This window comes from Prolixibacter bellariivorans ATCC BAA-1284 (assembly GCF_000621705.1).
Taxonomy (GTDB): Bacteria; Bacteroidota; Bacteroidia; order Bacteroidales; family Prolixibacteraceae; genus Prolixibacter; species Prolixibacter bellariivorans.
Genome location: NZ_JHXO01000010.1, coordinates 219,930 through 241,398 on the forward strand (window position 1 = coordinate 219,930; position 21,469 = coordinate 241,398).

General features: G+C 44.3%; 15 protein-coding genes and 3 tRNA genes. 11 read left to right on the forward strand and 7 right to left on the reverse strand.

The window, feature by feature from the left end; translation table 11 throughout:
• Positions 1-22: 22 nt before the first annotated feature.
• Together T426_RS25575 and T426_RS0114310 are read left to right on the forward strand one after the other, a co-directional pair.
• Complete coding sequence (locus T426_RS25575; RefSeq protein ID WP_025865139.1) at positions 23-1,471, forward strand: GDSL-type esterase/lipase family protein; 1,449 nt, start codon at positions 23-25, stop codon at positions 1,469-1,471.
• Positions 1,472-1,544: 73 nt separating this feature from the next.
• On the forward strand, positions 1,545-3,215 hold the full coding sequence (locus T426_RS0114310; protein ID WP_051568998.1) for a glycoside hydrolase family 28 protein: 1,671 nt from the start codon (positions 1,545-1,547) through the stop codon (positions 3,213-3,215).
• Between the two features lie 155 nt (positions 3,216-3,370).
• On the opposite strand, the gene hflX is transcribed toward T426_RS0114310, so the two are convergent.
• Positions 3,371-4,585, reverse strand: coding sequence for a GTPase HflX (gene hflX / locus T426_RS0114315; RefSeq protein ID WP_025865138.1), 1,215 nt, complete (start codon positions 4,583-4,585; stop codon positions 3,371-3,373).
• Between the two features lie 77 nt (positions 4,586-4,662).
• Positions 4,663-5,349 (reverse strand): energy transducer TonB, encoded by a 687-nt coding sequence (locus T426_RS0114320; protein WP_025865137.1) that lies wholly within the window; start codon positions 5,347-5,349, stop codon positions 4,663-4,665.
• Positions 5,350-5,585: 236 nt separating this feature from the next.
• Here T426_RS0114320 and T426_RS0114325 point away from each other — a divergent pair.
• Positions 5,586-5,659 (forward strand) — tRNA-Ala (locus T426_RS0114325).
• A gap of 57 nt (positions 5,660-5,716) precedes the next feature.
• Here T426_RS0114325 and T426_RS0114330 read toward each other — a convergent pair.
• The gene (locus T426_RS0114330) at positions 5,717-6,421 is read right to left on the reverse strand and encodes a hypothetical protein (protein WP_025865136.1); all 705 of its coding nucleotides are present in this window, start codon (positions 6,419-6,421) and stop codon (positions 5,717-5,719) included.
• 145 nt (positions 6,422-6,566) lie between these two features.
• Here T426_RS0114330 and T426_RS0114335 point away from each other — a divergent pair, with 145 nt between their 5' ends.
• The 3 genes from T426_RS0114335 to T426_RS0114345 are packed head-to-tail and all read left to right on the forward strand — an operon-like array spanning position 6,567 to position 9,824.
• On the forward strand, positions 6,567-7,676 hold the full coding sequence (locus T426_RS0114335; RefSeq protein WP_025865135.1) for a lysylphosphatidylglycerol synthase transmembrane domain-containing protein: 1,110 nt from the start codon (positions 6,567-6,569) through the stop codon (positions 7,674-7,676).
• Between the two features lie 11 nt (positions 7,677-7,687).
• Positions 7,688-8,419, forward strand: a complete 732-nt coding sequence (locus tag T426_RS25220) for a M48 family metallopeptidase (protein ID WP_051568999.1) — start codon at positions 7,688-7,690, stop codon at positions 8,417-8,419.
• Positions 8,420-8,477: 58 nt separating this feature from the next.
• A complete protein-coding gene (locus tag T426_RS0114345; RefSeq protein WP_025865134.1) occupies positions 8,478-9,824 on the forward strand; it encodes a deoxyguanosinetriphosphate triphosphohydrolase in 1,347 nt (448 codons plus the stop codon).
• A 53-nt stretch (positions 9,825-9,877) separates the two neighbouring features.
• Here T426_RS0114345 and T426_RS0114350 read toward each other — a convergent pair whose 3' ends face one another.
• Complete coding sequence (locus tag T426_RS0114350; RefSeq protein WP_025865133.1) at positions 9,878-10,540, reverse strand: hypothetical protein; 663 nt, start codon at positions 10,538-10,540, stop codon at positions 9,878-9,880.
• A 281-nt stretch (positions 10,541-10,821) separates the two neighbouring features.
• On the opposite strand from T426_RS0114350, the gene T426_RS0114355 reads away from it, so the two are divergent.
• The 3 genes from T426_RS0114355 (at position 10,822) to T426_RS0114365 (ending at position 13,698) form a co-directional block, all read left to right on the forward strand.
• Positions 10,822-12,018: a carboxypeptidase-like regulatory domain-containing protein gene (locus T426_RS0114355; RefSeq protein ID WP_027585891.1), complete on the forward strand. Its 1,197-nt coding sequence runs from the start codon at positions 10,822-10,824 to the stop codon at positions 12,016-12,018.
• Positions 12,019-12,313: 295 nt separating this feature from the next.
• Positions 12,314-13,075 (forward strand): hypothetical protein, encoded by a 762-nt coding sequence (locus T426_RS0114360; protein WP_025865130.1) that lies wholly within the window; start codon positions 12,314-12,316, stop codon positions 13,073-13,075.
• A gap of 113 nt (positions 13,076-13,188) precedes the next feature.
• The gene (locus T426_RS0114365; protein ID WP_025865129.1) at positions 13,189-13,698 is read left to right on the forward strand and encodes an ISAon1 family transposase N-terminal region protein; all 510 of its coding nucleotides are present in this window, start codon (positions 13,189-13,191) and stop codon (positions 13,696-13,698) included.
• Positions 13,699-13,759: 61 nt separating this feature from the next.
• Here T426_RS0114365 and T426_RS0114370 read toward each other — a convergent pair.
• Positions 13,760-13,832, reverse strand: a tRNA-Gln gene (locus tag T426_RS0114370).
• Between the two features lie 9 nt (positions 13,833-13,841).
• Positions 13,842-13,914, reverse strand: a tRNA-Gln gene (locus tag T426_RS0114375).
• Positions 13,915-14,037: 123 nt separating this feature from the next.
• Between T426_RS0114375 and T426_RS23805 the strand changes: the two genes are divergently transcribed.
• Positions 14,038-17,103 carry a protein O-mannosyl-transferase family gene (locus T426_RS23805; protein WP_036985458.1) on the forward strand — a complete coding sequence of 1,022 codons (3,066 nt, stop codon included), beginning with the start codon at positions 14,038-14,040 and terminating at the stop codon, positions 17,101-17,103.
• Between the two features lie 70 nt (positions 17,104-17,173).
• Here the strand turns inward: T426_RS23805 and T426_RS0114385 are convergent, their stop codons facing one another.
• Complete coding sequence (locus T426_RS0114385) at positions 17,174-18,061, reverse strand: tetratricopeptide repeat protein (protein ID WP_148303789.1); 888 nt, start codon at positions 18,059-18,061, stop codon at positions 17,174-17,176.
• Positions 18,062-18,330: 269 nt separating this feature from the next.
• Here T426_RS0114385 and T426_RS0114390 point away from each other — a divergent pair, with 269 nt between their 5' ends.
• Complete coding sequence (locus T426_RS0114390; protein ID WP_025865127.1) at positions 18,331-21,396, forward strand: glycosyltransferase family 117 protein; 3,066 nt, start codon at positions 18,331-18,333, stop codon at positions 21,394-21,396.
• Positions 21,397-21,469 lie beyond the last annotated feature (73 nt).

Consider the following 21,469-nt stretch of genomic DNA (forward strand, 5'->3'; position numbering starts at 1 on the left):
GCACCGAAAAAATCCGAATGTTATGAACATTAAAATCATAGCCATATTAATCTCCCTGATTTGGATGGGCAATTCGGCCCGAAAGGATACGATTCAGCTTTGGACCATCGGCGATTCGACGATGGCCAACAAGAAAGCGAAAATGTTTCCGGAAACCGGATGGGGACAAGTTTTACACCAGTTTTTCGACGACGGGGTGACAATCCATAACCATGCAAGGAACGGACGAAGCACCAAAAGTTTCATCGACGAAGGCCGATGGCAGGTTGTCCTCGACAGTCTGAGACCGGGTGATTACGTCTTCATCCAGTTTGGGCACAACGATGAAAAGATAAAGGACAGCACCCGTTATACCGTGCCGTTTGGCAGCTACTCCGACAATCTGAAGAAATTCGTTAACGAAAGCCGGGGAAAAGGAGCTATTCCGGTTCTGCTCACTCCCATCGTTCGCCGAAAGTTCGATGTAAAAGGAACGTTACTCGATACGCACAAAGACTACCCGGTTGCAATGCGGCAGGTAGCCAAAAAGCTGAACGTTCCGATAATAGACATGGAGAAGCTCACGCGGAAGGTGATTCAGACAATGGGTCCCGAGAAAGCCAAGGAGTTTTATCTTTGGACGCCTCCGACGAAACGTTATCCTGAAGGAAGGCACGACGATACTCACCTGAAAGTAAAAGGTGCTCAAGCAGTGGCTTCGCTGGCAACACGGACGTTAAAAAAACTTCCATTGAAATTGTCAAAGCATGTGGTAGCACAGCGTCCAGTAGTCGGACTCGACAATTGGTTCAACCGTGAACACAACAAAGCAGGACAAATTTACCATTACACCTGGAACGATACGTTGAACAGCGGATTTTCTCAATTAGGCGATATTTTCAAAGCCAAAGAAGCTGAGCTGCGAACCGTCGCTCAGGCACCAACCCCTGAGGCTCTGGGTTACCTGGATGTGTACATCATCGTCGATCCGGATACGACATCGGAAAATCCGCATCCGAATTATATCTCGAAAGAAGACATCGAATCGATTAAAAACTGGGTGAAAAATGGTGGAGTCCTACTGCTTTTAGCAAATGACGGCCCTAACTGCGAATTCACTCATTTGAATCAGCTGGCCGGTACATTTGGTATTCACTTTATTCCGGAAACATTGAACCCGGTCGTCAATCATCAATGGGAAATGGGAGCAGAAACCAATCTGCCGGACCACCCGTTGTTCAAGGGGTTGAAGAAAATTTATATGAAAGAGGTGGCCGGCATTTATGTCAGTCAATTTGCTCATGTGGTTTTAACCGATGGAAAAGATATTCTGATGGCCGAAACTAATTTTGGAAAAGGAAAAGTGCTGGCTATTGGCGATCCCTGGTTATATAACGAATACATCGGGAACAGCCGGCTGCCCAAATCGTTCGAGAATATGAAGGCATCCCATAATCTGGTAGAATATTTGCTGGGAGAGACAAAACAATAGACGTAGCAATAAATGCGACATCTCCTCTTAACGAAACAAGATGAAAAAGTATTAACCTAAAAATATCAAAACAATGAGAAAAAATCACAGGAACATCATTACCAAAATAATGGCTTTGGTAATCGGTTCAATGCTCCTTCATGTTACGAGTCAGGCCCAGGAACGGTCGTTGGACTATTACATGAAAAAAGCACCCTTTATCATGCCTAAAGTGAAGGTTCCGGAATTCCAGGACAAAGTATTTAATGTAACAGAATATGGCGCTGTTGGTGACGGACAAACAATGAACACTCAGGCTTTCGCTGCTGCCATTAACGCATGTAACGAAGCTGGTGGTGGAAAAGTAGTTGTTCCTCCGGGACTTTGGATTACCGGCCCTATCCAGATGAAAAGTAATGTGAACCTGCATGTGGAACGCGGAGCCCTGGTTCAGTTTACATCGGATCATACACAGTATCCGATGGTGAAAGCCTCAGCCAGCAGTAGCCGGTATGTCACCGCTTCGCCCATTTATGGTTATAAAGTAAAAAATATTGCCATTACCGGGAAAGGAATCATTGATGGAGCCGGAGAAACCTGGCGTCCGGTAAAGAAGGCTAAAATGACAGATGACCAGTGGAAAGATCTGGTGAAATCAGGCGGCGTTGTAAGTAAAGATGGAAAACTTTGGTGGCCAAGCAAAGAAGCCATCGAAGGGAAAGACTACCTCAAGAGCATGAAAAAGAAGGTGGACAAGCCCGGACCAATCGATTATATCCCGGCACGCGACTATATGCGTCCGTACATGGTTTACCTGGTCGATTGCGAAAATCTGCTCATTGAGAATATTACCCTTCGAAACTCACCAAAATTTGTGGTTTACCCGAATAATTGCCAAAACGTTACCATCCGGCATGCCAACGTATATAATGACTGGTGGTCGCAAAACGGCGATGGAGTTGATATCAGCGCATGTAAAAATGTTGTTGTTTATCAATGCAATATTAATGTCGGCGACGACGGAATTTGCATGAAATCAAGTGGTGACGGACCGGAATCGGGAACCTACAACGTCGAAAATGTCTTGATTGCCGGATGTAACGTTTATCATGCCCACGGCGGATTTGTGGTAGGTAGTAACACCAATGGAAACGTTCGTAATGTGTTTGTCAACGATTGCAATTTTGTCGGAACAGACATCGGCATCCGTATGAAAAGCACTGCCGGAAAAGGCGGAATTGTGGAGAATATTTTCATCAAAGATATTTACATGACCGGAATTAAAGGTGCAGCTATTTCGTTTGATACATTTTACCAAAATGTGCCAGCCGGAACAAAACGTGATACCAGCAACAAACTGGCTCCGCACGACATTCCCGTTTTCCGGAATTATCACATTTCCAATGTCTATTGTCTCGGAGCTGGACAATCCATTTATATGTCAGCACTCCCCGACTCTCCTATTCAGGATATCTATATGGATAACGTCTGGATTAAAGCTAAGAAAGGTGCAGATATGACTAATGTAGACCGAATTACATTGAAAAATGTGAAAACAGATATTCAGCAAGGACCGGTTTACAGAATCTCTGATGGAAGAGACGTCACTATTGACAACGGTTATATGCCGAAATCAGCAAAGGTTTTCATCGAAGCATCCGGTGACACGAAAGGTATTTCTGTCGTTAACACATCCGTTCCCGGATTGAAAGATGCGGTAAAAACGACAGAGGGAGCTACCTCAAAAGCGGTTCAGTTCAAATAGTTTATATAGCAAGTTGGCAAAATGGCCTTGCGTTCTTATTGACTTATTTCATAGGGAATCATGGCAATATGCCTGGTTTTAGTTAGCAAAGGAGGATAACTTTCCTCAATAAACGGGGCAGATTTATCCTCCTTTTTTATTGTTATTTCAGCTGCTTACACCTCTTCCGGGTAGTAATCGTAAAGAAAATCATTGTACGGGAAGCGGGTCACGTGAATCTTCTTCACCTCATCGTAAATCAGTTTCTTAAATTCCTCCACATTTTCTCGCTCTTTAGCTGAAATAAAGATCGATGGCCCCTGATCCTTCGCCATCCACGAATGCTGCCAATCCTCCAATGTCAAGTTTTCACGGGTAACCGGACTCAAATCATCTTCTTCTTTTTCGACATAGGAAAATGCATCGATTTTGTTGAAGACATAAAATTTGGTCTTATCGGCAGCACCAATCTCCGCCAGTGTCTCATCCACTACTTCGATTTGTTCTTCAAAGCCAGGATGCGAAATGTCGACTACATGCAAAAGAATATCTGCTTCCCGGGTCTCGTCCAGTGTTGATTTAAACGATTCGACCAGGTTGTGCGGCAACTTTCGAATAAAACCAACCGTATCGGCAAGCAAAAATGGAAGATTTCCCACAACCACCTTACGTACGGTCGTATCGAGCGTCGCAAAAAGCTTATTTTCAGCAAATACATCCGATTTGCTCAACATATTCATGATGGTCGACTTTCCTACGTTGGTGTATCCGACCAGCGCCACCCGAACCATCTTACCACGATTTTTTCGCTGGGTAGCTTTTTGCTTATCGATTCGTTCCAGCTGAGCTTTCAGCCGGGCAATTTTATCCAGAATAATACGGCGGTCTGTTTCAATCTGCGTTTCCCCCGGACCGCGTAATCCGATACCTCCCCGCTGCCGTTCCAGGTGCGTCCACATCCGGGTTAACCGGGGTAACATGTACTGATATTGTGCCAACTCCACCTGTGTTTTAGCGTGCGCAGTCTGAGCTCTTCGGGCAAAAATGTCCAAAATCAAATTGGTCCGATCCAGAATTTTCAGATTCAACGCCCGTTCAATATTTCGTAGCTGGGTTGGCGACAGCTCGTCATCAAAAATGACCACATCGATCTCATGCACTTTCACAAAATCGATGATCTCCTGCAACTTGCCGGGCCCCACAAACGTGGCAGGATTAGGCACTTCCAACCGCTGAAAAAACTTTCCCAAAACCTCCGCTCCGGCTGTATCAGCCAGAAAATCCAGTTCATCAAGATATTCTTTCGCCTGCCGTTCATCCTGTTTTGAGTGAATCAGGCCGACGAGCACAGCCTTCTCTTTCTCCTGTGCTGTAATATAGGGTTCTGCCATGATGCAAAAGTACATATTTCGAGCAAAAAAAAACCCGGCACAACTGCCGGGATTTTTTTATTTCGTTTGCAAATTCTTTACTGCAATACAAAGTTAATCGGTACAGTAAATGATACGCGAACCGGCTTACCACGTTGTTTACCCGGCTTCCATTTCGGAAGCGAGTTAATCACGCGCAATGCTTCTTTGTCAAGTGACGGGTCGACACCACGTGCAATTTTTGCATTGGTTACAGAACCGTCGGTGTTAACAACGAAATTCACATACACTTTACCTTGAATACCATTCTCCTGTGCAATAACCGGATATTTAATGGAATTGGCAATGTACTTACGCAGTGCCAAATCGCCACCCGGGAACTCAGGCATATCTTCTACAATGAAGAATACCGGTTGTTCTTCGGTCTGCTCTTCTTTCTGCTGTACAATCGGAGCTACATTAACCACGGTATTGTCATCGGCCTCAGTATCTTCGATCTGCAGCTCGTCGTCAATATCCGTATTGTTATCCACAATGTTAAGTACCTCTACAACCTGTGGTGGTGGAGGTGGTGGCGGCGGTTTTACTTCTTCCGGCCGCGTGATTGGGATCATCTCGTCTTCTACATCCTGTGCCTGTACTTGTCCCAGGTTATCGGCCTCCTTAATCTGGCTGTTCCAATTGAAAGCCAAGAGTACCAAACCCAGTGAAACTACCAGCCCAAGTTGAACGAAGATACCCCTCTTGTTCTCAAGATCCGCTTTGGGTGATTTCTTCGGTTCCATAGTTTTAAGTTATTTCCGAGTTAAATTTTTCTTCTTTTTTTCGAGGGTTTAAAGATAAAAAATAATCTTCAATTCAAAGTTTTTTAATGCCTATTTTGAAATGTTTCAAACTCCTCCCTATTCTCTGTAAACACTTCGTTCTATTTCTTTTTTCGAAAGAAACATGAAAAAGTTCCAATTTTACCTCATAATATTTGTTTCTTTTAAAAAAATTGTATTTTTGCTCCGCGACAAACGGGGGCGTAGCTCAGTTGGCTAGAGCGTTTGACTGGCAGTCAAGAGGTCGCGGGTTCGAGCCCCGCCGTCTCCACCCTAAAAAAAGCCTGGTTCAGCGAGCCAGGCTTTTTGTTTTCCCCCAACTCGCTACCTATTTGATCTTCGATAAATATAACTTCTGAAGATCCTCCAGGTAGTTTAAGTCCAGTTTCTTTGAATAAATTCGCACCATCTCACGCAGCTTGAATTTATGGTAAAAAGATCCCTTGGCTGCATCGAACTTGCTGTCGTACCAGTTATAGATTACCTGTTGGTTATAATCTTTAAACTCTTCCGGTGTCATATATTTTGGTAGCAGGAAATAGGCATGGTAATCTTCCGAACAATCCATAAATATTCCTTTCGCTACTTTCTGGATACAGAATGTTTTCTTCAGGGTAATAACGCCCTCTTCCTGTTTCCATTTACCGGAAATCGTTTTCGGTTTAATTCCCAGTTCGGCAAATGCTTCCTGGATCGGTCTAATGTCGTCGTAGCTGTCGAGGTGACGTAAACGCAAGGTATGAAACGTTTTGGCATAAATTTTTACGGATGCACAAGCAGCTTCAAAATTCCATCCCTTCGTCTTCTTAATATGTTGAAATGCTCTCGAGACCTCAAACACATCGTAATCTTTATCCAATCCGATGTAGAGATACACCGGTTTGGATTCGTTTGGAACTTCGTTGTAATAGCCGGGAAAAGGTTGGAATGACTCAAAAACCAGCGTTCCTGGAATCGTTTTGTCGGAGATGGTAAATAAAGTTTCACTCTTCGACAACGTTCCGAAAACTTCAATTTTCTTATTTTTGCCCATATTTAGAAGGTTTTTGCAGGTTATAAAATATAATCCTGTATTCCTAAACAATAATTTAGAGTTTTTGTTAGTAAAAACCTACTTCATACCTATATTTTATTTAACATTTTACCCTTTCCTAAACTAAAGCCTCACCTAACATTTCATGAGAAAAGACCAGCATAAAATACTAAAAGAGGTTCATCCATCGAGAGTTATCATCCCGCTCATTATTAGTGTGGCTGTGGGGATTTACATCGTAGCTGTGGAAGAAACACCCCCCTCATTATCCGATCTACATTTCAATCGTCAGATGGTCGGTTGGCTGCTTGCCGTTCTGGCTATGGTCTTGATGCGGGATATCGGTTACATTATTCGCCTGCGTATTCTTTCCGACAAGCAACTCTCTCTTCTTCAATCCATCCGTATTACTTTTCTATGGGAATTTGCATCCGCGGTAACCCCTTCGGCCATTGGCGGAACATCGGTTGCGTTACTATTTTTATATAAAGAAGGGCTTTCGATTGGGAAAGGATCGGCTATTGTACTGGCCACCTTTTTCCTCGATGAGCTCTATTTCATCCTGATGTTTCCTCTTGTTATCTGGTTGGGTGGATGGCAACAACTGTTTGAAGTAACTCCCGGAGATCCGGGATCTATTTTTCACAACCAGTTCTTTTGGTTTGCCATTGCCGGTTATGGAGTAAAACTGATCATCATTTCATTGGTCAGTTACGGATTGTTCATCAATCCAAAGGCCATCAAAAAACTTATTGCAGTTGTATTCCGCCTGCCATTTCTCAAACGTTGGCAGCACGACGCACTGGATGCAGGAGATGAAATTGCGATGGCTTCAAAAGAGTTGACAGCGAAGCCCTTTTCCTTTTGGTTAAAAAGTTTTACAGCAACATTTTTCTCCTGGACATCCCGTTACTGGGTGGCCAACTTTCTGATTCTGGCCCTATTCTTCGGTCTCAAAGGACAGTTGAACCAGGATATTGTTTCCATAGGCCAACAAATTCACATTTTTGCCCGCCAGCTCATCATGTGGATTATGATGATGGTCATGCCGACTCCCGGTGGAACCGGATTCTCCGAAGTGGTTTTCCTCCAATACATGGATGTATTCATTCCTAAAGGTTTCGCCAGCCTGATGGCCATCGTCTGGCGGTTTGTGAGCTACTATCCGTATCTTTTCATCGGTGCAGTGATTCTGCCCGGATGGATCCGAAAGAGCTTTAAGCGCCGTCACGCCCCGAAAAAAGTTAAGGATTAGGAAGTACAGGTATGAAAGAGAAGTGGATTTCGGTCGAAGGAATCGGACAGGTAAAACTGGTCAAGAATAAACGCTCAAAGCAACTGCGCATTACCGTTAAACCTTCCGGTGAAGTGCGGGTCAGTATGCCCTGGTATACTACTTACGAATCAGGGATTTCCTTCGTGATGAATCGGAAAGAGTGGATTCTGGATACCCTGGCTCATTACCAAAATCATCCTCCACGACAAAATTCGTTTCAACCCGGCGTATTGTTCCAAACCCGATACAAAACTTACGAATTGGCCGTGTCGAAAAGAACCGATAACCAGTTAATTATCTCTTTCCCTGAAAAACGTTGTATTCTGGAGCTTCCCGAAAACCGGTCGCCTAAGAAGCCGGCACTGCAACAGACGATTATTAAAGTTCTGACCGAGCAACTCCGCAAAGAGGCCAAACAATATCTGCCGAAGCGCACCAGGGAACTGGCCGAACAACTAAATTTCCGGTACAAACAGGTTTTCATTAAAAACAACAAAAGCAACTGGGGAAGCTGCTCAAGCCTTGGAAATATCAACCTGAACCTGCACCTGATGCGCCTGCCCGATCCGTTTATCGATTTTGTGATTGTCCATGAACTGCTGCATACTGTAATTCCCAATCACGGACAGGAATTTAAAGCAGCCATGCAACGCTTTTTTCCGAAAGCGAAAATGATGGAGAAGGAGCTAAAAAAGTACCATCCCCGATTTTTCACCAATTGATTGGGGGTTTTTCAAAAAAACAGAGAACTTTAACGTCTTAATTTTAACAGCCAGCAAAATGATGCAGTGGGACCAGTTACTTTCGGCCAAACGGCTGGGACTTGAGGAAAGACACACCAACGAGATTCACGATGCCCGTTCGCAATTTCAGCGCGACTACGACCGCATTATCTTCTCCTCTCCTTTTCGCCGTCTTCAGGATAAAACACAGGTTTTTCCCCTACCGGGAAGCATCTTTGTACACAACCGTTTGACGCATTCGCTCGAAGTAGCCAGCGTAGGGCGATCGCTCGGAAACATGGTCGCCACCGACCTTGAAAAACGTCCGGATATCGAACACAAGGAACTGCTGCCCGAAATTGGCTCCATCGTTTCATCGGCTTGCCTGGCACACGATTTAGGCAATCCGCCTTTCGGCCATTCGGGCGAATCGGCCATTGCCAGCTATTTTACAAACGGACAAGGCAAAAACTACCGTGAAGAGATGGCCGCCGAGGAGTGGGCTGACCTGACTCTTTTCGAAGGAAACGCCAATGCTTTTCGGATTCTGAGTCATCAGTTTAAAGGTAGGCGTGCCGGAGGTTTTGCGCTCACCTATACCACGCTGGCATCCATTATCAAGTATCCGTTCCCGTCGTATATGGCTGGTGGAAAACAGAAATTCGGTTACTTCCAGAGCGAAAAGGAAACTTTTCATCGCATCATCACAGATTTGGGATTGCCCGAAAATATGAATGAGCCGGGAAAATTTGCCCGCCATCCACTGGTTTACCTTGTGGAAGCGGCTGATGATATCTGCTACCAGATAATGGATGTGGAAGATGCACACAAACTGAAGATTCTGACCTACGAGGAAACGGAAGCGTTGCTGATGGCATTCTTCGCCTCTGAAGAAGACACAAAGATGCGGGAATCCATTCAGCGAAACTTCAAAACCGTAACCGACCGCAACGAACGAATTGCCTACCTCCGGGCGACGGTCATCGGAAGATTGGTGCGCGAGTGTGCGACCATTTTCATGGAAAACCATGACACTATTCTTGCCGGAAGTTTCGAAGGTTCCCTTTTCAAACGCCTGGCCGGTTCTTCCGCGGAAGCGATGAACCATATCAAAAAGGTATCGGTGAGCCGGATTTACAGTGAGCGTTCAGTCGTTCAGATTGAAATTGCTGGCTATAAAATACTGGGGACATTGATGGAAGAGTTTACACAAGCCATCATGAACGAAGCAAATCCGCTATCGAAGAAGTTACTGTCAATCATTCCCGAACAATATCGCAACGATGAGCAATCGACTTACGGGAAGATCCAGTCGATAGTCGATTTCGTTTCCGGGATGACCGACCCGTTTGCCCTCGATCTGTATCGGAAAATTACCGGCATCAGTCTGCCACAAATCGGATAACAAAAAAGCCCCTCGATAAAAGGGGCTTCTGTTTTTCCGGTTAACCGGGAACATTATTTCGTCAGTTCGCTTTTCAGCAACTTCACATTGTTGTGCAATTTCTTTAGCTCAGCATCTTTCTTATCCATCTCGCTTTGCATTGAAGCCATCTCCGACTGAGCTTTTTTCAATTCAGCTTTGGTTTCATTCAACTGATTCTGGATAACCTCTATCCGGTTCACCTTCGCCTGTGTAGCGTCTTTCTGCTTACTGATATCAAACCGCAGATCGCCCAACTCCTTATTCAACTCTTTAATTTTTGATTCTCCAGCCTTGATTTGACTATTCAAATCGTTAATCTGTTGGTCACGTTGCTCAATGGCCGCTTTCAACTGCCGTTTTTCGGTCTCGAAAGCGTAAATCTTATCCGACATGTCGGCATTGGTCTTGGCCACATTCGACGATAAGTTATTAATCTTCAAATTCAGCGAATCGATGTAGGTATCTTTCACGGCATTGCTCTGCCGCAACTCGTTCTGCATTTTATTAAACTCGGAACGGATGTTTGTGGTCAAATGATTGAGCGAATCAACAGTGGTAGTTAAAGCAACCACCCGGCGTGACGCCCTGATTTTTCCCTGCTCCATTTCGAGGTACTTCTTTTTCGATACACACGATTGGCCCAGCAGCAAAACAGCAATCAGGCTGAAAAGGGGAAGAAGTTGGCGGTATTTCATATGCTTATGATTGTTTTTTTCGTTGATAAAAACAGCGACCCCGTTATCCCAGACAGGCTGGTCTCAGGTTCCTGATTTTTATTTTTGACTTAACAAATATAGGAAATTAAATATGCCTTCGTTTTCAAAATTAAACCGGAAGCATACCGAAATGTTTATCTTTACGAGATGTGATGCAACCAGCCGGAATCATCTTAACCTGGAAATATTTACGCTGACAAGCATCGACAGAAGAAAGAAGAGAATTTTACACCAGCAGAATTTTAGAAAACACCGACAGTATGAATTACAAAATAGCCGCCCTCATCATTGCCTTTTTCCTTCCGGGAGTTTTATTTGCCCAGGATACCAACACGAACACCATCAAGGGTATCGTGATTGACAATGCAACCGGCAAACCTGTACAATATGCAAACATTGGAATTGAGGGTACATTTCTGGGCTCAGCCAGTAACGCCTCGGGACAATTCGAATTTAAAGTCCCTGCATCGGAGAAAAATGGATACCTGTATACATCGGCAGTGGGTTACCAAACAGTAAAAAAAGCGATTACCGCGATTAATTCAGGTAATTCAATTATTCTGCGGATGGAACCGCAGTCATACAAAATCGAAGATGTCGACATCAGTGCTCAGTCGCTCGTCCTCTACCGGATTCTTCGCGAAGCATCAAAAAAAATTAAAGAAAATTATTTGCAGGGCCCATTAAGTTCGCAGGCCTATTACCGGAACGACATTACCGAAAACGGGAATCTGATTCATCATCGCGAAGCTGCGGTTGAAATTTCGGACAAAACAGGTTATGTCAATGAAACACCAGCTCAAGAGCAAAAGGATATCAACTATCGGTTCATGGAAGTGCGGACCAATTCTCCCGTTTCCTCACTAGCAGACGGCATGACGCAGATGGACGAATTGCTGAGTTACGATATCGTCAGAAACAGTTCGGGAGTTCTGAATGAAAACTTCCTCCGCGATTACGATCTGACACTGGACCAGATGACAGAGTTTAACGGCGATTCCATTTGGGTGATTAATTATACCCTGAATCATCCGGATATCAGTCATACCGGCGATTTTTATGCAACGGCTTACAATGGAAAAATATACATCAGCAAGTCGAATTACGCTGTAGTGAAAAATGAAACCTGGGTAACAGCTTCCAACTACAGCCGCCAGGGACGCTCTTTTGCCGCAACCGGAAGCGCTAATTTAAAACCAGTTGAAATTCATTACAATTTCACTACCACCTATCGGAAGAACAAGAATAAGTTCACCCTGGGATTCACCAAGGCGACCCGCCAGAATGTCTGGTTAAATCCCAAAACAGGGAATAAGGAAACCATTGTTTATCAAACATATTTACTTCCATCGGTTATCGAAACGGCTCATCCGAAGATGCTTTCCGAACGGGAATATTTTGTTGACAAACCCTATAACAAGACTTTCTGGGATTCTTTCAATGCCATGGTTCGTTAACATTTCGCTTGAAGAATTTACCTCATCTATCTGATCAAAAGGTTATTCTAAGCAAACTTTATTCGTTTCAATACCTAATATTCCAAATTATCCATTTACTTTGCGCCAGATTTTTTTTAAGAACAAAACTAATCATAACATAAATCAAGCAGTTAGCCTCAACGGCATCTGTAAATTTTGACGTTCTATCTGCCTAACCACAAGGCATTTGAACCAAAACTTTCGGATATCTTCGGAAGATTTGTAAACCTTTGGGTAAACAGTTTCGTCTAAAAGAAATAGGTGTGCTATTCGAATGAAAAAAATACTTGCATATATATCGCTGCTTCCCGGCGTCATTCTTCTGTTGATGATGGGAAGTTGTACCATGAATGAAAATGACCTGCTGTCAACTTCCCCCACCAACACTTCACTCATTGTATCAGAGGAGCTATATCCCAACATGGATGCCCTTCTTCCTAACAAAGTAATTGGCTACGAATACGACAAACAGGGATACCTGAATAAGAAATTGTACTACGATGCAAAAACCGGCATGCTGGCCAGAGAAACCGTTTTCCAGAATGATGGTGAAGGACGAAAGTTAAAAGCACTCAAATATCAACACGATACCATCAATCCTTCCGGCATACAACTAGTCTCAACCCGCGAATTTGAATATGCCGACAACAAGCTTCAGGCTGAATACATTGTTCTTCCGGGTGGAGAACGTTCGCTGGATGTGAAATACATTTATGGACGAAACCAGCTGGAACGAAAGGTATTTTACCGGGCAGGCGAAGTGCTTTATTACGATGCCTACGAATACAAAAAAGATGGTAACCTCGATAATGTAACCCGCTTTACCCCGTCGGAGTACATCATGTCGTGGATTGAATATGAATACGGTAGCAACAAACGCAAGTCGGTGATGAAGTATTTCGATCATACCGGTGCCGTATACAAACAGGAGTTCTTTCACTACAACTCCGATGGAGAGTTGCGTTTGGTTGAACACCAAAACAGCCTGCTTTCGGGTAAACCGGAATCCACGGTTACCCGGTACGCCTATATGTAAATTCCCCGTTTTTATTCATTCCTGCAACTGGTTGAAGTAAGGATTTGGTCTTTGGGTATGGAAACAATTCCCAAAAACAGGTAACTTATGCTGCGTAACCAAACCGACACAGCATGCTCAACGAAAATGATCATCTACATCAGTTACTCCGGCTGGTATTCCCGGTTGAAATCATCGAGCATTTTACCATTCAAAAAATTGATGTGGTTAATGGAACTGTTCAGGTTCACCTGTATGAAAAGTTAAATGATACAGACCACATTCTTCGCACTTCTGCAGATTTTTCGCCAGTCATCGTCCTTGAGGATTTTCCCCTCCGCGATAAGAATTTGAGACTACATCTTCACCAACGAAAACGTCGAGAAGGACAACCTGATTTTTTATCGCAGAACAGGCAGGTGATTGCCGATGGAAATTGTCTTACTGAAGCATTCGCTCAATTTATTCGCAAAAATGAACATATCCGGATGTCATCGACCGAAATGAATACGGTAATTAAAGCAAGGCAGCAATACCAACGCCTGATGGATTATTGCAACGAACTGGAACAGGAAAAGGGAACATTGGTGGATGAAATTGACCGGTTAAAGAAGCAGTTAACGGAATTTCGGGGTAAGCAGTAAAACACATACCCCACACGTCAGGGCATAAAAAAAGGGCCTGCCTAAAAGCATCCCTTGCATGTTGCCCCGTCAGGTCTCGAACCTGAACTCTTCTGAACCAGAATCAGACGTGTTGCCAATTACACCACAGGGCAATAAAATTGTTGACCCGCCAGGGCTCGAACCTGGACTCTTCTGAACCAAAATCAGACGTGTTGCCAATTACACCACGGGTCAATCATTCAATGTCCTATCTGTTAGGACGGGTGCAAAATTATAAAGATTTTTCTTTCTGCAAATCTTTTCTTTTAAATTTTTGCTCTCGAAAAGCTTATATTTGCTGCAAAGCAAATAGATAACATGTCCGATTTTCATAAGAAAAACGTTGTACTGGGCTGGATTATATTTGGTTTGTCTGCCACAGTATACCTTCTCACATTAGAGCCTACCGTTAGTTTTTGGGATTGCGGCGAATTTTTGGCCGCCTCGTATAAATTGCAAATCGGCCACCCGCCGGGAGCACCACTTTACCTGATGGTGGCGCGTATTTTTTCTTTATTGACATCCGACCCGGCCAAAGTGGCTCATGTTGTCAACAGTTTTTCCGGGCTCATCAGCGGGGCCACCATCATGTTCCTCTTTTGGACCATTACCCATTTGGCACGTATGCTGATGCCCAACCCGAAGGAGCTGAAAAGCAATGAACAGATTTTAGTGCTCGGCTCTGGTCTTGTTGGTGCGCTGGCGTACGCATTCACCGATACATTTTGGTTTTCGGCGGTCGAAGCCGAGGTTTATGCCTTTTCCTCCTTTTTTACAGCCGTCGTTTTCTGGGCCATCCTCAGGTGGGAGGAAGAAGCGGAAAAGCCGCGTGCCAACCGTTGGATTGTGCTAATTGCCTACCTGATGGGACTGTCCATTGGTGTGCATTTGCTGAACCTGCTGGCAATTCCGGCAATGGTTTTCATCTTCTACTTCAAAAAATACGAAACTTCCCGGAAAGGATTCGTCATTACGCTATTGGCGGCAATGGCTATTCTCGGAACCATTATGTGGGGAATTATTCCCGGGGTACCGAAAATTGCCGGTTGGTTCGAAATTGTAGCTGTTAACGGAATGAATTTGCCCTACAATTCAGGGTTGTTGATTTTCGTTGCAATAATCATTACCGGTCTGGCATATGGCATTTTTTATACCTACCGGGAAAAGAAGTTTCTGGCCAATACTATTTTATTGAGCGTACTCATGCTCATCGTTGGCTACTCATCATACTCACTGATTATCATTCGTTCTGGCGCCAACCCACCGATGGACGAGAATAATCCGGATAACGTATTTTCACTGGAAAGTTACCTGAACCGGACACAATACGGAGAAACACCTTTGGTCTATGGCCGCTATTACAATGCTCCGGTAATCGACGAACGGGAAGGCAAGACCGAAACCATACAAGAAAATGGTAAATACAAAGATGTAATCCCTTTCCCTGCCTACGAATATGACAGCCGTTTTAAGACTGTCTTTCCGCGCATGTACAGCAATGTCCCCAGTCACGTTCAGGCTTATAAAACATGGGGAGGAACCAATGGAACACCGTTGCCTGTTAACAATGACGGACAAACACAAATGCGCAAAAAGCCTTCTTTCGGTGACAACCTGCGCTTCTTTTTCAGTTATCAGACAGGCTTCATGTACTTCCGTTACTTCATGTGGAATTTTGTAGGCCGTCAAAACGATATTCAAGGCTATGGAGGGGTTGTTCATGGCAACTGGATCAGTGGTATCAATTTCCTGGATGATATGCGTCTGGGGCCACAGGAAGACCTTCCATCCGACTTAAAAAATAATAAGGCCCGAAACCGGTATTACTTTCTACCGCTCTTGCTCGGATTACTCGGTTTTTTCTTCCAGTATTCCCGAGGGAAGCGTGGCCGACAAGACTGGTGGGTTGTCTTCCTGCTGTTCATATTTACCGGACTGGCCATTGTGGTTTACCTCAATCAGACACCGTTCCAGCCACGTGAGCGAGACTACGCCTACGTGGGCTCGTTTTACGCTTTCGCGATTTGGATAGGGATGGGTGTACTTGGTTTGTATGAGCTACTGTCAAAACATATTCGGATGAAGAAAGCGTTACCCTGGATGGTAACAGCTGTGGCCATGGTTGTGCCCGTGATTCTGATTGCTCAGAACTACAACGACCACGACCGTTCCAACCGATATATGGCGCGTGATTACGCCCGCAACTACCTCGAATCATGTGCCCCGAACGCCATCTTATTTACCTATGGCGACAACGATACGTTCCCGTTATGGTATGTGCAGGATGTAGAAGGTGTCCGTCCCGATGTGAGGATTTGTAACCTGAGTCTGTTGGGAATGGACTGGTACATAACCGAAATGAAATCGAAGGCTTACGATTCTGCCCCACTCCCCATCTCGTTAAAAGATGACACTTATCGCATGGGCAAAAGGGATTATATTCCGGTAATTCCTAAATTTAAAAAAGCCATCCCGCTGAAAGATGCTGTTGACATTGTTGCCAGCGATGACCCGCGTTCGAAGATTCCCATGCAGAATGGGGACAATATCGATTTCCTTCCGGCGAATGTCCTTTATATGCCTATTAATAAGCAAAAGGTACTTAAGAATGGTACAGTAGCTCCGGAAGATGCTGCTGATATTGCCGATACGGTTACCTTTCACATTGGGGCCAGCAGTTTATCCAAAAGCGACTTTGCTGTTCTGGATATGATTGCCACCGACAACTGGAGCCGACCAATTTATTTCGATCTCAGTGCAGTACAGTCGCTTCGGTTGGGACTTCAGGATTATCTGCAACTGGAAGGGCTGGCTTACCGGCTGGTACCCATCAAAACACCTTCTGACGGAATTTCTCTTGGTCGTGTCAACAGCCGTATCTTATATCATAACCTGATGGGGAAATTCACCTGGGGAAACATCAGTGACACAACGATCTGGGTGGATGACAACAACGTGAAGGAGGTGAAAATTATCGATGCCAAACCTACTTTTAACAGGCTGGCTCAGGCATTACTGGCCGAAGGGAAACGAGATTCGGCTATTAATGTACTTAACCGGTGCGTGGCCACTTTCCCCAACCGGAATATTCCGTACGGTTACGAAGATTTTGACCTAGCTGAGACCTACTACGAAGCAAATGCTCCGGCAAAAGCGAATGCCATCATCAGTAAACTGGCGCATCTGACACTCGAACGCCTGAACTATTACGTCAACCTGCCAAGTTATCTTTCCGATGGACTTGACCGGGAAAGGCAACGCCAACTGGCCATTCTGTCCAACTGTGTGCACATTGCCAAACAATACAAACAGGATGATCTAAGCAAAGAACTGGATGACCGGTTGAATGAACTAATTAACCGCTACAGTCTTTCCATGAAATAAAAAAACCTTTTCCCGGCAGGCAGTAAAACTGTTCCCGGGAAAAGGTTCATTCTTTATTTTTCAACGAAGTTTATTCCGATTTATGCCGCCAGTAGTCTGATTTTGACTTGTTATCTAACCGTGCATAAATATTGGCCAGGTAAGTTGCATATTTTTTTGAAGGATGAGCAGTATACAGCTTTTCAAAATAATTGCGGGCGGTGCGATAATCAGCTGAAATTCCTTTCAGCGCTTTCAGCAATTTACTGTATTGACTGCGGGTATGATTTTTCTCGTAAGCATCCATTTCATTTTTGTAACGCTTTTCCACCGCATCATATAGTGTCCTTGCTTTTCTGAACAACGCATCTTCATTGGTCGGATCGAGTTTCAGCAACATCTCCTGTGCCTTATTTAATTCCGGCTCGCGGTTTAACGACTGACATACCTCAAAGTACATCTCCACGTAATCTTTGTTGCTTTTCACATCATTTTCGATCAACGGCCACTCTTTGAAAGCCTGCTCGTAGTTCTCACTTTCCACAAGTGCCTCAAAGTAACGTTCCCGTGCCTTCAGCGCGTCTGTACCTTTTACATCAAACGAGAAATAATACCCGAGTGCATCCAGCTCTTTCGACAGGTTATCGATTTTGTGATAATGGTGAGCCAGATATAGCCACAAATCAGGCGAGCTTTGTCCTTTCAGCCTTGCCGTATCGTACCATTGGAATGCCAGCTTATCATTGCCAGATTTAACAGCGGCTTTGGCTGCTTTTAGATAATTATCCGCGGTAAACACGGAGCCAACCTTCCCGTAGTCAGCAATAATCTGTTGCCACGCAGCAGTAGCTTTTGCATATTCACCTTTGCTGTAATACGATTCGGCGCTGCTGGTCAACGCGGTGAAGTTTTTGGAAACGGAGCAGGAGGCCATCAAAAGGGCACTTAGTCCGACAAAAATATATCCCTTCAATCTCACATCTACAGTTTTTGAATTTAAGAGCATCAAAGGTAACTCATTTTGTTTCACCAACCCAAACCGATATTACTAAAACGATTTTCTTAAAAATTGTAAATATTTGATACATATCCGGCTGCAACTTCTATTTTTGTTAAATTAGATTGAGCAAAAAAAGCATTGTACCATATAACTTAAGCATTACGTTTCGAGTTGTCCTGTGAAGGAAGGTTTTATATCTTCGCACTTCCATGGAAGAATAAGACAGTTAGCGAATCAACGTGACAAACATGAAAAAATACAATCTTTACAACAACATTACCGGTTGGCTGGTATTTATTGTGGCCGCCACAACGTACCTGTTGACAATGGAGCCCACTGCAAGTTATTGGGACTGTCCTGAATTTATCACAACGGCCTACCGGATGGAAATCGGGCATCCGCCCGGAGCACCTTTTTTTATGCTCATCCAGCGTTTCTTTTCGCTTTTTGCCAGTTCACCTTCGCATGTAGCTATCATGATGAATGCGTGGTCAGCTTTGGCCAGCGGATTAACCATCCTCTTCCTTTTCTGGACCATCTCGCACCTGGCTCGTAAAATTATCCTGAAAAATGACGAAGAACCGACCACGGCTCAACTGATCTCCATTATTGGTGCCAGTGTAGTAGGTGCTTTAGCTTATACTTTCTCCGATACTTTCTGGTTTTCGGCCGTGGAAGCGGAAGTTTACGCTACTTCCTCGTTGTTTACCGCTCTTGTTTTCTGGGCTATTTTGAAGTGGGAAAACGAAGCCGACTCGCCGGGAGCCACTCGTTGGTTAATTTTTATCGCCTATATGATTGGCTTGTCCATCGGTGTTCACTTGCTGAACCTACTGGCAATTCCAGCCATTGTATTCGTGTACTACTTCCGGAAATACAAAGTCACTAAGCCGGGTCTTGCTATCGCTTTCACTGTTGCAATCGTTCTTTTGGCATTCATTATGTACGGAGTTATACCGGGCGTAGTGACAGTAGCTTCCTGGTTTGAATTGCTTTTCGTTAATTCCTTTGGAGCGCCATACAATACAGGAGTAATTGTTTATGCTGTATTGCTCATATCTGCTGTTATCTGGGGATTGCGATATACCATCAAAAAGAAAAAAATACTGGCGAATACCATCTTACTCGCATTTACCGTCATCGTTATTGGGTACTCTTCTTACGCCATCGTGGTGATTCGTTCATCAGCGAACCCACCCATGGACCAGAATAATCCGGACAACGTTTTCGGTTTATTAGGTTATCTGAATCGTGATCAATATGGAGATCGCCCGCTTATCTACGGCCAGTATTATGATGCACCCATTGACCGTCAGGATCCATACACGCAAGGGAAGCCGCATTACGTAGAAGATCATGGGAAATACATTATATCCAATTACAAGCAACATGCAAATTACGATAGCCGTTTCGAGACGTTCTTCCCCCGCATGTACAGCTCTGACCCACAACACATATCTGACTACAAATCGTGGGTACACATCACCGGAACCAAGATAAGAACAACGGATCAGAACGGTAATCCAAAAATCATTGTCAAACCGACCTTTGCTGATAACCTCGCTTTCTTTTTCCGTTACCAGGTCGGATGGATGTACTGGCGGTATTTCATGTGGAATTTCTCCGGAAGGCAAAACGATATTCAGGGACACGGCGACATTCTTCGTGGTAACTGGATTACCGGAATTAAATTCCTGGATGCAGCACGACTGGGAAATCAGGATAATATTCCCAAAGTTTATGCAAACAATAAAGGGCGCAATACCTACTTCATGTTGCCATTCCTCCTCGGATTATTGGGCATTTTCTTCCAAATAACTTCCGGGAAACGAGGAAAACGGGATTTCTGGGTAGTGTTCCTGCTATTTTTCATGACAGGAATTGCCATTACGATTTATCTGAACCAGACTCCGCATCAGCCTCGTGAAAGGGATTATGCCTTTGCCGGATCATTCTATGCTTTCGCGATTTGGATAGGCCTGGGTGTACTAGGGCTTGTCGATATCCTGAAGAAATTTACGCCTCCGGTATTGGGTTCCATCCTGGCAACAGTTATCAGTTTGTTCGCTGTTCCCGTATTAATGGCCAGCCAGAATTGGGACGATCACGACCGGTCGAACCGGTATACGGCACGCGACTTCGGCGCCGATTACCTGGAATCGTGCGCACCTAACGCCATTCTGTTTACCAATGGTGATAACGATACATTCCCTCTTTGGTACGCTCAGGAAGTGGAAGGTATTAGAACAGATGTGCGGGTTTGTAACCTGAGTTATTTACAAACCGACTGGTATGTTGACCAGATGCGACAGAAAGCTTACAAGTCCGATCCGCTTCCGATAAACTTTACACACGATCAGTATCTGGAAGGAACCCGCGACATCATTTATGTGATAAACCAATTGAAACGACCGGTTAATCTGAAAGAAGCCATGGATTTTGTTCGTTCGGATGACCCAAGGACGAAACTGCGACAGGCGGACAATTCATCCTACATTCCAACGAATGATTTATTCTATCCGGTTGATTCGGCCGATGTGATGAAGAATCATGTGATTACGCCTGTCCAGGCCAAGAACATGGTAAAACAACTCAACATCAAACTGAAAGGCCACTACATCACCAAGGATGAATTGATGATTCTGGACATGATTGCCAATAACGCGTGGAAACGGCCGATGTATTTCGCCATCACGGTAGGAAGCGACAAGTATCTCGGCCTGCAAAATCACTTTATGTCTGAAGGTTTTGCCTATCGGGTTGTACCGATTAATTTCAAGTCTGAAAACGGTCAGATTGGCGGTGTAGATGCCGACACCATGTACAACAACATGATGCACAAGTTCAAATGGGGTAATATGAACGATCCGAATGTTTACCTCGACGAGAACAATACCCGCATGGCCATGAATGTGCGTAACAACTTCGTCCGTCTGGCGGATGCCTTACTGGCAAAAGGCCGAAAAGATTCGGCTATAACCGTACTCGACAAATGCGCCGAAATTGTGCCCAACAGCAAAGTAGAGTATAACTACTTCAATTTGCTGATGGCTGAAGATTACTTTAAGGCCGGGGCTAACGATAAAGCAAAAGCTGTGATGAATACCATGCTTAGCAATTACGAGGATGAATTGAATTATTTCTTCTCGCTGCAACCAAAGTTCCAGAAAACCATCCAGGATGATATTCAACGACCACTCTTTATTATCCGCGAAATGGCACGAACAGCAGATAAGTATGGTGAGAAAGATCTGGCAAAAACCCTGAGTGATAAATTCACTTCTTATGTTCAGGTTTATTCATCAACTAACTGATAAATAATGGCTACAGGTAAAGTATTTTATGCTAAATTTGTTTTTAAGGCATAAATTACTTTACCTTTGCGCC

Excerpts from the sequence above, each read along its gene's own strand:
- T426_RS25575 (WP_025865139.1), top strand. The coding sequence starts at position 23 with ATGAACATTAAAATCATAGCCATATTAATCTCCCTGATTTGGATGGGC.
- T426_RS0114310 (WP_051568998.1), top strand. The coding sequence starts at position 1,545 with ATGAGAAAAAATCACAGGAACATCATTACCAAAATAATGGCTTTGGTA.
- hflX (WP_025865138.1), bottom strand. The coding sequence starts at position 4,585 with ATGGCAGAACCCTATATTACAGCACAGGAGAAAGAGAAGGCTGTGCTC.
- T426_RS0114320 (WP_025865137.1), bottom strand. The coding sequence starts at position 5,349 with ATGGAACCGAAGAAATCACCCAAAGCGGATCTTGAGAACAAGAGGGGT.
- T426_RS0114330 (WP_025865136.1), bottom strand. The coding sequence starts at position 6,421 with ATGGGCAAAAATAAGAAAATTGAAGTTTTCGGAACGTTGTCGAAGAGT.
- T426_RS0114335 (WP_025865135.1), top strand. The coding sequence starts at position 6,567 with ATGAGAAAAGACCAGCATAAAATACTAAAAGAGGTTCATCCATCGAGA.
- T426_RS25220 (WP_051568999.1), top strand. The coding sequence starts at position 7,688 with ATGAAAGAGAAGTGGATTTCGGTCGAAGGAATCGGACAGGTAAAACTG.
- T426_RS0114345 (WP_025865134.1), top strand. The coding sequence starts at position 8,478 with ATGATGCAGTGGGACCAGTTACTTTCGGCCAAACGGCTGGGACTTGAG.
- T426_RS0114350 (WP_025865133.1), bottom strand. The coding sequence starts at position 10,540 with ATGAAATACCGCCAACTTCTTCCCCTTTTCAGCCTGATTGCTGTTTTG.
- T426_RS0114355 (WP_027585891.1), top strand. The coding sequence starts at position 10,822 with ATGAATTACAAAATAGCCGCCCTCATCATTGCCTTTTTCCTTCCGGGA.
- T426_RS0114360 (WP_025865130.1), top strand. The coding sequence starts at position 12,314 with ATGAAAAAAATACTTGCATATATATCGCTGCTTCCCGGCGTCATTCTT.
- T426_RS0114365 (WP_025865129.1), top strand. The coding sequence starts at position 13,189 with ATGCTCAACGAAAATGATCATCTACATCAGTTACTCCGGCTGGTATTC.
- T426_RS23805 (WP_036985458.1), top strand. The coding sequence starts at position 14,038 with ATGTCCGATTTTCATAAGAAAAACGTTGTACTGGGCTGGATTATATTT.
- T426_RS0114390 (WP_025865127.1), top strand. The coding sequence starts at position 18,331 with ATGAAAAAATACAATCTTTACAACAACATTACCGGTTGGCTGGTATTT.